The sequence below is a fragment of the Blastococcus colisei genome (assembly GCF_006717095.1).
Lineage (GTDB): Bacteria > Actinomycetota > Actinomycetes > Mycobacteriales > Geodermatophilaceae > Blastococcus_B > Blastococcus_B colisei.
Genome location: NZ_VFQE01000001.1, coordinates 507,514 through 520,754, shown reverse-complemented (window position 1 = coordinate 520,754; position 13,241 = coordinate 507,514). Strand labels below are relative to the sequence as shown.

Sequence of the window (13,241 nt, the reverse complement as noted above, 5' to 3'; positions counted from 1 at the left end):
GATCGGCGCTGCCTCAGAAGGAGACCAGTCAGATGAGCCCGACCCGCACCGCCGCGGCGGCGGCGTCCCAGCCTGCGTCGCACGACCCGGCCGGAGACTCCCCCGTCTACCGCCATGTCGTGGCCGACACGCGCCGCGCGCTCACCCTCGCCGAGATCGGGGAGATCGTCGGCGCCGGAGAGCGCGCAGTGCAGAAATGGGCCGCCGGCGCCGCGCGGCCCGAGGGCACCAAGCGCGACCGGCTGCTGGAGCTGCAGTACGTCATCGCAGAGCTCTCCGACGTCTACAAGCCCGAAGGCATCGACATCTGGCTGCACGCCCGACAACGCGCCCTAGGCGACCGCCGCCCGATCGACGTACTGAAGGCAGGCGACTTCGAGACCGTGCTGCGACTGGTGCAGCGCCTCGCCGGCGGGTCGAAGGTTCGGTAAGGCGTGCAGCGCTCCATCGCCGAACGCGTCGCGGCCGTGCCACCGATCAGCGTGCACGGCACCTTCTACCGACACGCGGCGGTCAACCGCGACGCCTTCGCCGGCGGCGACCAGGGACGCTGGGGAGAGACGTTTCCCGTCATCTACCTCGGCCGTCCACCGACGTCAGTCACCGCCGAGGCCTACAGGCACCTGGTCGAGGCCTACGGGATCCCCGTCGAGCTTGTGCAGCCGCGCCGCTTCTATACCGTCACCGTGGATGTCGACGCGGTGCTCGACCTCACCAACCCCCACAACGTCGCCGCCGTGGGACTCTCCGCTGCCGACCTGAGGTCCGAGGTCGACGACTACGCCGCCTGCCAGCGCGTCGCCGCCGCCGCCCACCAGCTCGAGCTGCATGCCGTCCTCGCCCCCTCGGCCACCGGCCTGGGCGAGACGCTCGCGCTCTTCCGGGAACGGATCACCCTGCGGGAGATGCCGGTGGTGCGCACCGAGGAGACCTGGAACACGCTGCCGGCCGACCCACGCCAGCTCCGCGCCGTCCCGCCCAGGCAGGCCTGACCCAAGTCATCCCACACCGGGCTCCTGACTGACCTGCGCGGTAGTGGACCAGGCCGCCGCCCCGGCGCCACAGCGGTCACGCCCCCCAGACCAGGCGCGGGGCTGACGGGCGGACTGTCTCACAATCTCGGTCCGCACATAGTCCGCAGAAAGTCCGCAAGACACCCAGAACGCGCCGTCCTCGACCAACGACACTTCACGCCTATACATGCAGCTCAGAACGGGAGTTTGCGCGAACTATGCTGCTCAGGGGAGAGCGGCATAATCATGTCCGGGATGACGAGGGCGGCCCGTTGTCAGAGGCGTCCGGCACGCTGAGAGACGCATACCTCGCTACGGAGGTCCTCATGGACGGCTCGATCACCCGCATCACGCTCAGCGACGGCTCAACCCGCTATCGCGCCCGGTATCGCGACCCAGGCGGCCGTCAGCACGAGAGGCGCTTTGCGCGGAAGGTAGATGCGCAGCGCTGGCTGGATGAGGCTACGTCAGCCATGGTCACGCAAACGTGGACGGCGCCAGTCCGAGGCCGGATCACCGTCGAGGAGTGGTCCGATCGATGGCTGTCCTCGCAGACCGGGGTCAAGCCGAGCACCCTCTACCGGTACGAGAACCTCCTGCGGACCCACGTCCTGCCGTCGTGGAGTCGGTACCGGCTCGCCGACGTCACCCACGCCGACGTCGCCGTCTGGGTGGCTGAGCTGCTGACGCAGGGATCCGCCCCGGGCACGGTCCGCCAGGCCCACCGCGTCTTCTCACTCCTCCTGGGCCTCGCCGTCCGCGACGGGCGCATCCCCCGCAACCCGGCCGAGCGCGTACCCCTGCCCCGAGTGACGCGGCAGGAGCCGAGGTTCCTCAACCATGACGAGGTCGAGCGGCTCGCCGACGCGGCGGGTGAGGACGGGGACGTCATACGGCTGCTCGCCTACACCGGACTGCGCTTCGGCGAGATGGCCGCCCTGCGGGTCCGACGGGTCGACTTCCTCCGGCGCCGGCTCACCATCGCCGAGGCGGTCACCGAAGTCGGCGGGCGGCTGGAGTTCGGCACACCGAAGACCCATCAGCAGCGGACCGTGCCCCTGCCCGCGACCCTCGCCGAGTCGCTGGCCCGCCACTGCGAGGGCAAGCAGGGCGACGACCTGCTGAGGACCACGGCCAGCGGCACGGTGCTGCGGCTGCGGAACTGGCGTCGGGCCGTCTTCGATCCGGCGGTCCGGACGGCCGGGCTGAGCGACGTCACCCCACACGACCTCCGGCACACCGCCGCCTCTCTCGCCGTCGCCAGCGGCGCGACCGTCAAGAGCGTCCAGCGGATGCTCGGGCACGCCTCGGCGGCCATGACGCTGGACGTGTACTCGGGCCTGTTCGACGACGACCTAGCCGCTTTGGCCGACCGGATGGACGCCGCCGCGCGGGCAGCCACGGACGCGCGTGTGGGCGCCGTGTGGGCGCGGCCAGCAGCCGAGACTCCGACGAAGGGAAAACGCCCAGGTCAACGCGGTGGGCCCCGTGGGGATCGAACCCACAACCCGCGGATTAAAAGTCCGCTGCTCTGCCAATTGAGCTAGAGGCCCGGTGGGTGCAGAAACCCTCCAGAGAACCCACGAGACAACGCGTGAGACTTCCGGCGGCCTCGCCACCCCGGTGTGAGGCTACCGCCGAGCGCTGCGCCGATCCGTTTGGAAGCGGGCCCGCAGGCGACAGCCCGGCCACCGCCGCGGCGGGTAGCTCGCTGATGGCGGACGCCCGGACGACTCTCGCGTGTGTCTCTGGAGGCGGCCAATGTGACACCCGGGCGGGTGGGTTCAGGCAGGCAAGCTGATCTGGAGTCGCGGCCCGAGGTCGACACCCGCGCGCTGACGAGGCTGCAGCTCGGCCGTTCGTGCATCGACCCAGGCCACCCTGTGAAGAGCGGCGCGAAGGCCATGCCAGTCGGCCGGCACATCCTGAGTGGCGGCAAAAAACGACACCCGTTGTTCACAGCGCCTCGCCCCGCAGTCCTGGAGCACGGCCCTTCCTATGGCACCCCGTGGATCGTTGCCGCCCGAAGGCCGGGTCGCCCCTTTCAGGTAGTGCACATGCTGCAAGCCCTGTGGAACAAGCGCGTACTTGACGTACTTGATGTACTTGGACACACTGAGACGCCAGTGGTCAATGGCGGACAGCAGGGAACGATGGGGACACCGTGAGGACCGGGGAGACGCCCCGGGACGACCGACAAGGGCCATGGGGATACGCCCCAGGCCGAGGAGGACAGCATGGCTCTGCGCCACTTCGACAGCTTCACCGAGGCTCGCTCGAAGCTGCGCTGGGTCCTGGATGCCGCACATGAAGGCGTTGTCACCACCGTTGCCCGGGACAAGGAACTGTTCGTGGTGCTGACCGCCGACGCTCGCGCCGCTGAGCTCCGGCGGCTACTGCCCTCCCAGGCAGTGGTGGTGTCCGAAGGTGGCGGCTGGGCCGCATTCGTACCCGGCGTGCCAGTGCACGGCGACGCCGACTCCTTCGACGCGGCCATCGACGACCTCATCGCCGGACTTCGCGAGTACGCCGAGGACTGGAACGATCGTTTGCACGCCGCCCCAAACCACGCCGGTCACCGCAGCATCGTCGAACTCGTTGAGCTCTCCAACGACGACCAGCTGCGCGACTGGCTGGTCGGGCGCACCGACGCCGCCAAGGACTCTGCCCGCGCGCTTGTCTCCGCGTGAGCGACGGCGCGGCCAGCCGGCGCGACCATAACCGCTTCTGCAAGACCGAGGGCTGGGACGAGGTCCGAAACGCGCGGGGTGGCAAAGTTGAGCACCACATCACCTACGAGCTGACGTTGCCCGACGGCCGGATCCTGCGCACCCGTATCTCTCGGCCAGCCGACAACACCACGTACGTGCTCAGCCTGTGGAAGCACATCCTCACGGAACAGCTCGACGTCACCGAGGCGGAGTTCTGGGCGTGCCTCCGCGACAAGCAGCTACCTGACCGTGGGGCCGCCACGATCGAGCCTCCTGCGCAGGCGCTGCCGGCGAGTCTGGTGCACCAGCTCATCCACGTTGCCGGTGTACCGGAGGACGACGTCGCCGGAATGTCGCTCGAGCGGGCGGTCGAGGTCATGACCGCTCACTGGTCACGACCGAAGGAGTAGCTGCGACCGGGGACTGGTAGTCGAAGGTTGCCGTGTGATCACAGCCGCCGCATGTTCTGCATGCACCAGAGGCCCCGGTGGGCGCGGTGGGCCACGGATCTCAGGCGCCGCTCGCGCCGCGGACGGCCAGGGAGACGGCAAGGGCCACCATGACGACGGCGATGCCGCCGTCGAGGATCCGCCACGCCGCCGGACGGGCGAACACCGGCCGGAGCAGGCGGGCGCCGTAGCCGAGGCCGGTGAACCAGACGGCGCTGCCGAGAGCCGCACCGGCGGCGAACTGCCACCGGTGCTCGCCATAGGTCGAGGCCATCGAGCCCAGCAGCACGACCGTGTCCAGGTACACGTGCGGGTTCAGCCAGGTCAGCGCCAGACAGGTGCCGACGGTCACCGCCAGCCCGGCCCGGGCGCCGCCGGCGTCCGGCAACAAGGCGCCGGGCCGCAACGCCCGTCGCGCGGCCAGGACGCCGTAGCCGAGCAGGAACGCCGCCCCGGCGAAGCACACCACCGGGATCAGCGACGGCACCCGCGACACGGCCGCGCCGGCGCCGAACACGCCTGCGGCGATCAGCACGATGTCGGAGACGGCGCACACCGCCACCACGGCGGCCACGTGCTCGAGGCGCAGCCCCTGCCGCAGGACGAAGGCGTTCTGGGCGCCGATGGCGACGATCAGTCCCAGGCCCAGCACGAGCCCCGAGGCGACGGCGAGCAGCGCGGCAGAGGTCAGCACGCGTCGACGCTAGAAGGCGCCATATCGGCGGTCCAGCTAAGGATTCTTACCGAGCATTAGCGTTGCTGTTCATGGAGCTCGACCTCGGCCACCTACGGGCGTTGGACGCCACCGTCCGCGAAGGCACCCTGGAAGCCGCTGCCCGGGCACTGCACGTCACCCCGTCGGCGGTGAGCCAGCGGTTGCGGGCCCTCGAAGTGGCGACCGGCCGGATCCTGCTGGTGCGGAGCAGGCCGGTGCAGGTCACCGAGTCCGGGCAGGCGGTGCTGCGCGCGGCCCGGCAGATCGATCTCCTGACTGCCGACGTCGCCCGCGAGCTCGGGGGTGATCCCTCGCCCGGGCGCGTGCCCGCGCTGCCGATCGCGGTGAACGCCGACTCGATGGCCACCTGGGTGCTGCCCGCCCTGGCGCCACTGGCGGGAGATGTCTGCTTCGACCTGTACCGCGAAGACCAGGAGCACACCGGCGCCCTGCTGCGCGCGGGAACCGTCATGGCGGCGGTGACCGCGGAGGCCCAGCCGGTGCCCGGTTGCACCTCCACCCGCCTGGGCGGCATGCGCTACCGGCCCATGGCCACTTCCGGCTTCGCGCGACGCTGGTTCCCCGCCGGCCCCACGCCCGAGGCGCTGGCCCGGTCCCCCGTCGTGGTCTTCGACCGCAAGGACGACCTGCAGCACCGCTACCTGCACGCACGGGCCGGCAGCGACGTCGCCCCGCCGGTGCACTACGTACCGGCCTCGGCGGACTTCGTCGCCGCGATCGCCCTCGGCCTGGGTTGGGGCATGGTGCCCGACCTCCAGGCGCGAGGAGTGACGACCGACCTGGTCGACCTGGACCCGGCCGGCGCAGTCCACGTCGTCCTGTACTGGCAGCAGTGGAAGCTGCGCTCGGCAACCCTCGACCGCGTCCGGGAAGCTGTGCTGGCCGCCGCCTGCCGCGAACTCGACCTCTCCGGGTCCAGCGGCTGACCAGACCCGCGAACGCATCAGAGGACGTCGAACACCAGCAGCAGGACCAGGGTCAGCAGGGCGGACAGCAGCAGCGACCCGAGACAACCCAGCCGGCTGGAGAAGAGGAAGAACACCGCTCCCCGGTGCCCAGGCAGCGCTCGATCGAACCGCCGATGGTGTGCGCTCCGTCACCACCGTCTCGCGCATTGCACTCGTTCGGGGGATGCCGCGGCCGGTCGGCGACTACGTACGGTCATCACCGCTCCGGTCGGGTGGCCGGGCGACGTCGCCTGCCACCCGGCTGCGGAATCTTCCGCCGGCGCACGACCCGGCGGATACGACCCCGGCCCGGCCGACCCGTTCCCCCCGGGGCGGCCGGGCCGGCTTCTGCTTCTCCTGCCGCGGCGTCTCACGCATCGGCACAGACCCGCTGCACCAGCGCGGCGAGCTGGTCGCGCGCCGCCTCGTCCAGCGGCAGGTCGACCGGAACCGGGTCGTCGTCCCCCACCTGCACGGTCAGCGGGAAGACGTAAGGCTTTTTGGTCTCCGACAGGACGTGCGGGTCGCACGTGGCCGGGGTGAACGACACCGCCGTCGTTCCGCTCCGCTCGTCCCCGGCGAGCTCCAGCGGCAGGCCCTCGGCCGCGACGTCGACCAGCACACTGCGGTACAGCGTCGTCGCCACGACCGGCTCGTTCCCCGCCTGCCGGGTCAGCGTCAACGAACCCGAGAGAGCGTCGCCGTCGTCGACGAGCCCGGTCACGGCGACGTGCACGACCTTCTCGACGGCGCGGACCGCGCACTCCTCCTCGTGGATGAGGACGAGCGCCTCGGCCGCCAGCGGCACGCGCACCGACTCCGTCACGCCACCGGGGCGCGCGACGCTCAACTGCGCCGCGGCCGGCACCGGACCCGCATCGCACACCGGCTCGCCGTACGCCGTCGGCAGATCGATCACCCGCCCCGGCGCGAACTCCGTCGTCCGCGTCGCGGCCGGCAGGGCGGTGAACCCTGGTGAGTCGAGCGCCACGGCGGTCACCGTGAACGCCTCGTCCCCGGTGTTCGTGACGCGCACCTGGAACCGGCCGCCGACCGCCTCGTCGGTGCGCAGCCGCACCGCCTCGGCCTGCAGGCCGGGAACGGGCTCGGCCGACGGCGCGGCCGCATCCTCGGTCCGTGCCGGCTCGACCGGATCGACCGTCGTCCCGCACCCTGCGGCCACCACCACGAGCAGTGCGACCACCGTCCGCCTCACGAGGCGCAGCGTAGGACGTGGACGGGGCGCTACCGGTTGCGCGCGGGCAGCCGGGCCATGACCCGGCCGGCCTCCATCCGGACCTCGAGCTTCTCCTGCGGGTTGGCCGCCGGGCCGCGGCGGGGAGAGCCGCTGTCCAGGTCGAAGGCGGAGCCGTGCCACGGGCACACCAGGCACTCCCGGCCCCGCACGTCCTCGACCCCGCCCTCGTACAGCGGGCCGGCCAGGTGTGAGCAGGCGCCGATGAAGACGTCGACCTTCGTCCCGCGACGGACGGCGGCGAGGGGGACGGCGACGCTGCCGCCCTTGCCCGTCCGCAGCGCCGGACGCCCCTCGGGCAGGTCGTCGAGCGGGCCGAGGTCGATCCAGTCGGAGGTGAGCGCCCGGGCCGCGGTCGCGGAGTGCGAGGCTCCCGAGGACTGCGCGTAGGACATGTGGCCTCCGATGGCCGCCGATCCGGTGGCGAGGCCCAGCCCCGCGTAGGACAGCACCCGGCCCAGCGTGCCGCGGCCCTTGCCGCGGGCGACGAGGGAACCGACGTAGAGCCCCAGGGCGGCACTGTTGGCCACCGCGTGCAGCGCGCCCAGGCGCCGCACCCCCGTGTCCTGCTCCGACCAGTCGGCCGCGCCGGACAGCGAGGCGGGCACGGCCGCGGCCACGCCGGTGCCGATCAGCACCGTCGCGGCCGGCCGCATCGGCGGGATCGCGTCGAGCAGACCGGCCGAGATCCAGCTGCCGACCGGGACCTGCACCAGCACAGGGTGCAGGGCATGGCCCAGCCACGTGCCGTGCAGCAGGTCCTTGACCGACTGGGGTCGCAGGGCCGCGTTCACCGCCCGCCGCGCGGGTTCGATGACCTTGTCGAAGGCATCTACGTCGGCAACCCGGTCGAGGATCCCCATCAGGCTCATGAGCGCTCCCCTACCCCCTCGATCCACCGGCGACGCCCGCGGCCATCAGCCGATCGTGACGGAAGCGACAAGGAATCGTCAGGGTGACCGGGCATGTTCTGGCGTGACAAGGGCCGAGCCGAAGAGGAGCCTTGTCCCCGCGCCACATCCTTCGAGAGGATCCTCGTGACCTGCCCCTCCCTGCTGCGCCGCCGCCCTGGGGCCACCGATGTCGTCGGTGACCCCTCGCACGGTCCCGCGCACCAGGTGGGTGAGGTGGCGCACGCGGCCGCCGAGCAGGCCCGGCGCGACGACACGCTCGGCCAGTTCATCCGTTTCGTCCTCGTCGGCGGCTCCTCGACGGCGGTGTACGCGCTGCTGTTCCTCGGTCTGGAGCGGTACGGCTACCTGCCCGCGCACGTCGTCGCCACGGTCGTCTCCTCGGTCCTCGCCAACGAGCTGCACCGCCGGCTCACCTTCCGGGCCGACGAGCGAGTCGGCTGGCTGGCCGCCCAGGTCGAGGCGGGCGGCGTCTCGCTCTTCGGGCTGGTCGCCACCAGCGTCGCGCTCGGCTGGCTCGACGCGAGCGTCGGCGCGGCGCACCCCCTCGTGCAGATCAGCCTCGTCGTCGCGGTCACCGGCTTCATCGGCCTGATCCGATTCATCGCCCTGCGCTGGATCTTCCGCCCCCCGGGAGCCGTCGCGGCTCAGTAGTGTGAGCGCGATGAGCGAACCGACCCAGGTGGAGCCCTCCCCCTGGGCGGGACGCGCCCGGGTGGGCGGGCGATGGGCGCTGCGGGTGGCCACCGCCCTCGCCGGCGCCCTGATCGCGGTGCTGGTCTTCGGCCGGATCTCGGCCCCCATCGGACCCTTCGACGCCACGCTGGCGTTCCAGCCGGCCAGTGGCGGCGCGTCGGTCGCCGTCCCACCGCTCGGCGCCATCGCCGTCGACGTCTACGACGGCCCGTTGCGGCTCGACGTCGCGTTGCAGGCCGTCGACCAGGACCGCGCCCAGGCGCTCGCCTACGACCCGGTACGGCTGGCCGGCGTCGTCGACCGGGTGAGCGAGGACCTGCAGTCCGCCATCGTCCGGCTGGTGTGGACCACCGCGGGCCTCGCGCTCGCCGGTGCGGCGCTGACCAGCCTGGTCATCACCCGCCGCCGTCGGGAACCGCTGATCGCCGCCGGCATCACCACCGTCCTCCTGCTCGGGACGGGCGGCCTGGGCGCCGCGACCTGGCGCCCCGAGGCGCTCTCCCAGCCGACCTACACCGGCCTGCTGGTCAACGCCACCAGCCTGATCGGCAGCGCCGAGGACATCGTCGCCCGCTTCGACGCCTACCGGGCCTCGCTCGAGGACATCGTCGGCAACGTCGGCACCCTCTACTCCGCCCTCTCCTCGCTGCCGGTCCCCAGCGGCGACGGCGAGAGCGTCGTCCTGCTGCACGTGTCCGACCTGCACCTGAACCCGGCCGGGTTCGACCTCATGGAGCAGGTGGTCGACCAGTTCGCGGTTGACGGCGTGCTCGACACCGGCGACATCACCGACTGGGGCAGCGAGCCGGAGAACCAGCTCATCACCTCCGTGGGCTCCCTCGGCGTGCCCTACGTCTACATCCGCGGCAACCACGACTCGGCGGCCACCGCCGCGCTCATCGCCGAGCAACCCGATGCGACCGTGCTGGCCGGCTCGACCGTCACCGTCGCAGGCATCGAGGTGGCCGGGATCCCCGACCCCCGGTTCACCCCCGACAAGAGCACCGGAGACGACGAGGCCGGCGAGGACGTGCTCGTCCGCTCCGGCGAGGCGCTCGTGGAGGTCATCGAGGAGCTGCCGGACCCACCGGCCATCGCCATGGTCCACGACCCCAGGCAGGCCGGCCCTCTCGACGGTGCCGTCCCGGTGGTCCTGGCAGGCCACACCCACGATCGGGAAGTCACCGAGATGGAGGACGGGACCCTGCTCATGGTGCAGGGCTCCACCGGCGGCGCCGGCCTCCGCGGCCTGCAGGGCGAGTTCCCCGAGCCGCTGACGTGCACCGTGCTCTACCTGGACGCGGAGACCGGCCGACTGCAGGCCTACGACGAGATCGTCCTCGGCGGCCTGGGCGAGACCGAGGTGAGGATCCAGCGGCACACCCTGCCGGCGGTGGACGAGGGCAGCCTCGCGCCGGCAGACGACGTCCCGACCACGGAGGGCGCCACACTCCCCGACGGCATCCTCACGCCCGCATCCCCGATGGAGTGACGGCGTCCACCTACCCTCGGGGCATGTCTTCGACCTCGGCGGCCTCCCGCGCTGCCGCCACGCTCCTTGCCGGAGCGCTGCTGCTGCCGCTGTCCGCCTGCTCCTTCACCGCCAACGGGGTCAGCTGCTCGACCAGCTCGTGCACGGTCACGCTGGCCGGCGACGGCGCGGAGGCGGACATCCTCGGCACCACGCTGACGTTCGGCGGCGTCCAGGACGGTCGGGCCTCGCTGAGCGTGGGTGGCGCCAGCGTCTCCTGCGGCGAGGGCGAGTCGGTCGTCGCCGGCCCGCTCGAGCTGGAGTGCTCCAGCGTGACCGGCGACTCCGTGGAGCTGACCGCCTCCCTCGGCTGACGGTCACGCAGCCCCGCAGGCGCTCCGGAGGAAGGCGCGCACGGACCCCGCGACGGGCGGCCCGGAGGGCCATGTATTGTTTCCTCCGCCCCCGGCGAACTACGAGCCCCCATCGTCTAGTGGTCCAGGACGCCGCCCTTTCAAGGCGGTAGCACGGGTTCGAACCCCGTTGGGGGCACGCACGACCAGCAAGGCCCTGTAGCGCAGTTGGTTAGCGCGCCGCCCTGTCACGGCGGAGGTCGCGGGTTCGAGTCCCGTCAGGGTCGCTCTCCGGTGGAGACACCGGGAGGGGCAGGTAGCTCAGTCGGTACGAGCGCTCGCCTGAAAAGCGAGAGGTCGGCGGTTCGACCCCGCCCCTGCCCACACACCATCACATCTGCGGCCCGACCCGGGTCCGGCCCCCTCCCGAGGCTCACTCCGAGCGTGCGAGGAGGAGGCGGACAAGATCCTTCCTCAGACCCAGCTGCGGTCCCCCGCCACCTGGGCGTAGACGTCGGCGTGCACCTGGCGCACCGCGGCGCGCTGCTCCTCCCGCCAGTCGCAGTCGGCCGGACGTGGCATCGGGCGGATCAGCGCCGCGCCGATGGCGGCGGCGAGCGAGACGGGGTCCAGACGGCCCTGCTCGTGGCTGCCGTAGGACACGACGTCGGACCACTGGTCGGCGAACCATCCGCAACCGGGGGCGACGACGCGGGTCCCGACGTCCCGGCAGATCTCCAGGTCGCGGGAGTGGTGGCCGCACGGTTCGGGCAGCACCGCCACGTGCAGCTGCTGCAACTGCGCCGGCCACTCGCTGCTCGGGTGGACGAGGAGTTCCAGCTCCCCGCGGGCCGCCAGCTTGCGCGCCTCGCTCCCGGCCCACGGTTCGTCCGCGGCGTCGACGAGCACCCGGAGCCTTCCGCCCCCCGAGACGGCTCCGGACAGCGTGGCGCGGACCAGTGCCCCCGGATCGGGGACGGCGGCCGAGACCCGCCCCAGCCGCAGGCCCACCAGCCCTCGCTCGGCACCCACGTCCGGATCCGGGGCGGCGACCGCGGGGTGCGCGACCACGATGGCCGTGCGGCCGTACCGCTCGGCGATCTCGTCGGCCGCGCCCGGAGTGAGCGTGAAGACCACCTCGGCCGTCGACAGCACCGCCTCGAGGTGCGCGTCCATCGCCGGGTTCCCGGGACAGCCGCCGTCCCCGGCCCGGGCACCGAGCCCGTGCACGGTGACCACCAGCGGGACCCCGAGTCGCCGGACGGTCTCGGCCCAGCACTCGACGGCCGCAGCCGTCGAGCTTGCCGGCCCGGTGTGCAGGTGCAGGACGTCGATCTCCGCGGCGTGTGCGGCGAGGTACGCGTGATCCAGCCAGGGGCTGACCTCGCCCGAGGGGCCGACCCGGAGGACGTCGGGTGGGAGCACGGCGTCGACGTAGGGGTCGGCGAACGGGATCGTCGCCACGCGGACGGGGCCGCCCCGGTGGAGCGACCCCCTGGTTTCAGGGGGGTCGGCGGGCATCACAGGGTTCGTCCGGCTCCTCGTGTGGTCGAGCACTGCGACAGCACGGCGTGCTGCTCGACGGTCTCAGCGCCCGGCCAGGATGTTCGAGCCGGTCTGGTCCGCCCTACCCACCGCCTTCGTGGGCCAACCCGTGGGCAACCCCATCGGGTGACCGGGTGACCGCGTTCGGGTCAGCGCCGGGGCGCGGGAACGGCCGGCCGCAGCCGCCCGCGAGCGCGGCACGACGCCGGCACCGCCCTCAGCTCTCCGGCGTGGGGCCGCGCGCCGCGCGGGCCCGGGCGTAGGCGGGGGCCCGGAACCGGGCCATCGGCCCGTCGGGCACCAGGCCCGGCGGTGGGTTCTGGACGGCGTCGAAGCGGACGTCCGGATCGAGGGAGGGCAGCGGCGCGGTCAGCGTGAGCCGGGCGAACGGCTGCCAGGGCCCGAGGCCACGGGCGGCGGCGACGCTGAACCGCACGCCGTTCCGGGCCACCTCGCGGGCGAGCGCGCGGGGTTCGGACGGCAACTGCTCGGCCTCGGGGAACGCGGCCAGGCGCAGGGTCCCGGCGTCGGAGCGGTAACCCATGATCGAGGAGTGGACCGCCGCGGTGTTCCGCCGCAGGACGGGCAGCAACCGGGTGATCGGCCCCGTGCCGGTGGTGCTCAGCAGGAGGTCGATCGGGCCGGCGTCCCCCGACACCCGGACGGCCAGCCCCAGGACGTCCGGCAGCGGCTCCGGCAGACCCGCGCCGCGCGAGAGCCGCGCGACCGCGGCGTCGGTCCCCGATGCGTCCAGCCAGGGGACGCCCCACTCGACGGGGCCGCCCTGCCGCTCCAGGACGGCGTCGAAGACCGCGCCCCGCGGGTGCATCGGCTTGCCGTCCCGCCACCGGGCGATCGCCCCGAGGGGCACCGCCACCAGCCGGCCGGCCCCCCGGGCCACCGTCGCCCCCAGCCGTGCTCCGGTCCGCATCCGGCGGTCCTACCCCGGGTCGCGGCGGTACGACACCGAGCGCGGTCGCCGCGCAGTCCCCACCGCTCGGCCCGCCGGTACCGGCGGCGACCTGGCCCAGGAGCGAGATGTCGGCATGTGCCGAAACCGACGTCAGAGCTGCGCCGTCAAGCGGCGAATGATGAGCAATCCTGCGCTTATCTTCGGTGATATCTGCTGGAGCGGGTCGCATGACACGGATCGG

The 13,241-nt window shown here is 72.5% G+C and carries 14 protein-coding genes, 4 tRNA genes and 1 pseudogene; 12 read left to right on the top strand and 7 right to left on the bottom strand.

From position 1 onward, the window contains the following. Positions 1 to 32: 32 nt before the first annotated feature. The 3 genes and pseudogenes from FHU33_RS02445 to FHU33_RS26435 all read left to right on the top strand — a co-directional run. A complete protein-coding gene (locus tag FHU33_RS02445) occupies positions 33 to 431 on the top strand; it encodes an antitoxin Xre/MbcA/ParS toxin-binding domain-containing protein (RefSeq protein WP_113810716.1) in 399 nt (132 codons plus the stop codon). Positions 432 to 434: 3 nt separating this feature from the next. Next, positions 435 to 992, top strand: a complete 558-nt coding sequence (locus FHU33_RS02440) for an RES domain-containing protein (RefSeq protein ID WP_113810717.1) — start codon at positions 435 to 437, stop codon at positions 990 to 992. A gap of 239 nt (positions 993 to 1,231) precedes the next feature. Continuing rightward, positions 1,232 to 2,290: pseudogene (locus FHU33_RS26435) on the top strand (tyrosine-type recombinase/integrase); the annotation flags it as partial. Between the two features lie 203 nt (positions 2,291 to 2,493). Here the strand turns inward: FHU33_RS26435 and FHU33_RS02425 are convergent. After that, positions 2,494 to 2,566 (bottom strand) — tRNA-Lys (locus FHU33_RS02425). 231 nt (positions 2,567 to 2,797) lie between these two features. Beyond that, positions 2,798 to 3,127 carry a hypothetical protein gene (locus FHU33_RS02420; RefSeq protein ID WP_142023913.1) on the bottom strand — a complete coding sequence of 110 codons (330 nt, stop codon included), beginning with the start codon at positions 3,125 to 3,127 and terminating at the stop codon, positions 2,798 to 2,800. Positions 3,128 to 3,250: 123 nt separating this feature from the next. Here FHU33_RS02420 and FHU33_RS02415 point away from each other — a divergent pair, with 123 nt between their 5' ends. Beyond that, the gene (locus tag FHU33_RS02415) at positions 3,251 to 3,703 is read left to right on the top strand and encodes a prevent-host-death protein (protein WP_142023912.1); all 453 of its coding nucleotides are present in this window, start codon (positions 3,251 to 3,253) and stop codon (positions 3,701 to 3,703) included. Next, positions 3,700 to 4,134 (top strand): cytotoxic translational repressor of toxin-antitoxin stability system, encoded by a 435-nt coding sequence (locus tag FHU33_RS02410; RefSeq protein ID WP_142023911.1) that lies wholly within the window; start codon positions 3,700 to 3,702, stop codon positions 4,132 to 4,134. Before FHU33_RS02415 ends, FHU33_RS02410 begins: the two co-directional genes overlap by 4 nt. Before the next feature lie 100 nt (positions 4,135 to 4,234). Here FHU33_RS02410 and FHU33_RS02405 read toward each other — a convergent pair whose 3' ends face one another. Then, positions 4,235 to 4,867 (bottom strand): LysE/ArgO family amino acid transporter, encoded by a 633-nt coding sequence (locus FHU33_RS02405; RefSeq protein WP_142023910.1) that lies wholly within the window; start codon positions 4,865 to 4,867, stop codon positions 4,235 to 4,237. A 71-nt stretch (positions 4,868 to 4,938) separates the two neighbouring features. On the opposite strand from FHU33_RS02405, the gene FHU33_RS02400 reads away from it, so the two are divergent. Then, a complete protein-coding gene (locus tag FHU33_RS02400; RefSeq protein WP_142023909.1) occupies positions 4,939 to 5,835 on the top strand; it encodes a LysR family transcriptional regulator ArgP in 897 nt (298 codons plus the stop codon). A 391-nt stretch (positions 5,836 to 6,226) separates the two neighbouring features. On the opposite strand, the gene FHU33_RS02395 is transcribed toward FHU33_RS02400, so the two are convergent. Together FHU33_RS02395 and FHU33_RS02390 are read right to left on the bottom strand one after the other, a co-directional pair. After that, positions 6,227 to 7,072 carry a hypothetical protein gene (locus FHU33_RS02395; protein ID WP_142023908.1) on the bottom strand — a complete coding sequence of 282 codons (846 nt, stop codon included), beginning with the start codon at positions 7,070 to 7,072 and terminating at the stop codon, positions 6,227 to 6,229. A 29-nt stretch (positions 7,073 to 7,101) separates the two neighbouring features. Further along, complete coding sequence (locus tag FHU33_RS02390; RefSeq protein ID WP_142023907.1) at positions 7,102 to 7,983, bottom strand: Rieske (2Fe-2S) protein; 882 nt, start codon at positions 7,981 to 7,983, stop codon at positions 7,102 to 7,104. 165 nt (positions 7,984 to 8,148) lie between these two features. On the opposite strand from FHU33_RS02390, the gene FHU33_RS02385 reads away from it, so the two are divergent. The 6 genes from FHU33_RS02385 to FHU33_RS02360 all read left to right on the top strand — a co-directional run bounded on the left by FHU33_RS02385 (position 8,149) and on the right by FHU33_RS02360 (position 10,926). After that, the gene (locus FHU33_RS02385; protein ID WP_246063221.1) at positions 8,149 to 8,676 is read left to right on the top strand and encodes a GtrA family protein; all 528 of its coding nucleotides are present in this window, start codon (positions 8,149 to 8,151) and stop codon (positions 8,674 to 8,676) included. Positions 8,677 to 8,686: 10 nt separating this feature from the next. Further along, positions 8,687 to 10,210 (top strand): metallophosphoesterase, encoded by a 1,524-nt coding sequence (locus tag FHU33_RS02380; RefSeq protein WP_142023905.1) that lies wholly within the window; start codon positions 8,687 to 8,689, stop codon positions 10,208 to 10,210. A 23-nt stretch (positions 10,211 to 10,233) separates the two neighbouring features. Further along, positions 10,234 to 10,563 (top strand): hypothetical protein, encoded by a 330-nt coding sequence (locus FHU33_RS02375; protein WP_142023904.1) that lies wholly within the window; start codon positions 10,234 to 10,236, stop codon positions 10,561 to 10,563. Between the two features lie 105 nt (positions 10,564 to 10,668). Next, positions 10,669 to 10,741, top strand: a tRNA-Glu gene (locus FHU33_RS02370). A gap of 14 nt (positions 10,742 to 10,755) precedes the next feature. Next, positions 10,756 to 10,829: transfer RNA gene (locus FHU33_RS02365), tRNA-Asp, on the top strand. A gap of 23 nt (positions 10,830 to 10,852) precedes the next feature. After that, positions 10,853 to 10,926: transfer RNA gene (locus FHU33_RS02360), tRNA-Phe, on the top strand. A 90-nt stretch (positions 10,927 to 11,016) separates the two neighbouring features. Here FHU33_RS02360 and FHU33_RS02355 read toward each other — a convergent pair. Further along, positions 11,017 to 12,006: a glycosyltransferase family 4 protein gene (locus tag FHU33_RS02355; protein WP_142023903.1), complete on the bottom strand. Its 990-nt coding sequence runs from the start codon at positions 12,004 to 12,006 to the stop codon at positions 11,017 to 11,019. Between the two features lie 298 nt (positions 12,007 to 12,304). Further along, a complete protein-coding gene (locus FHU33_RS02350; RefSeq protein WP_211354979.1) occupies positions 12,305 to 13,018 on the bottom strand; it encodes a phosphodiesterase in 714 nt (237 codons plus the stop codon). Between the last annotated feature and the right edge of the window lie 223 nt (positions 13,019 to 13,241).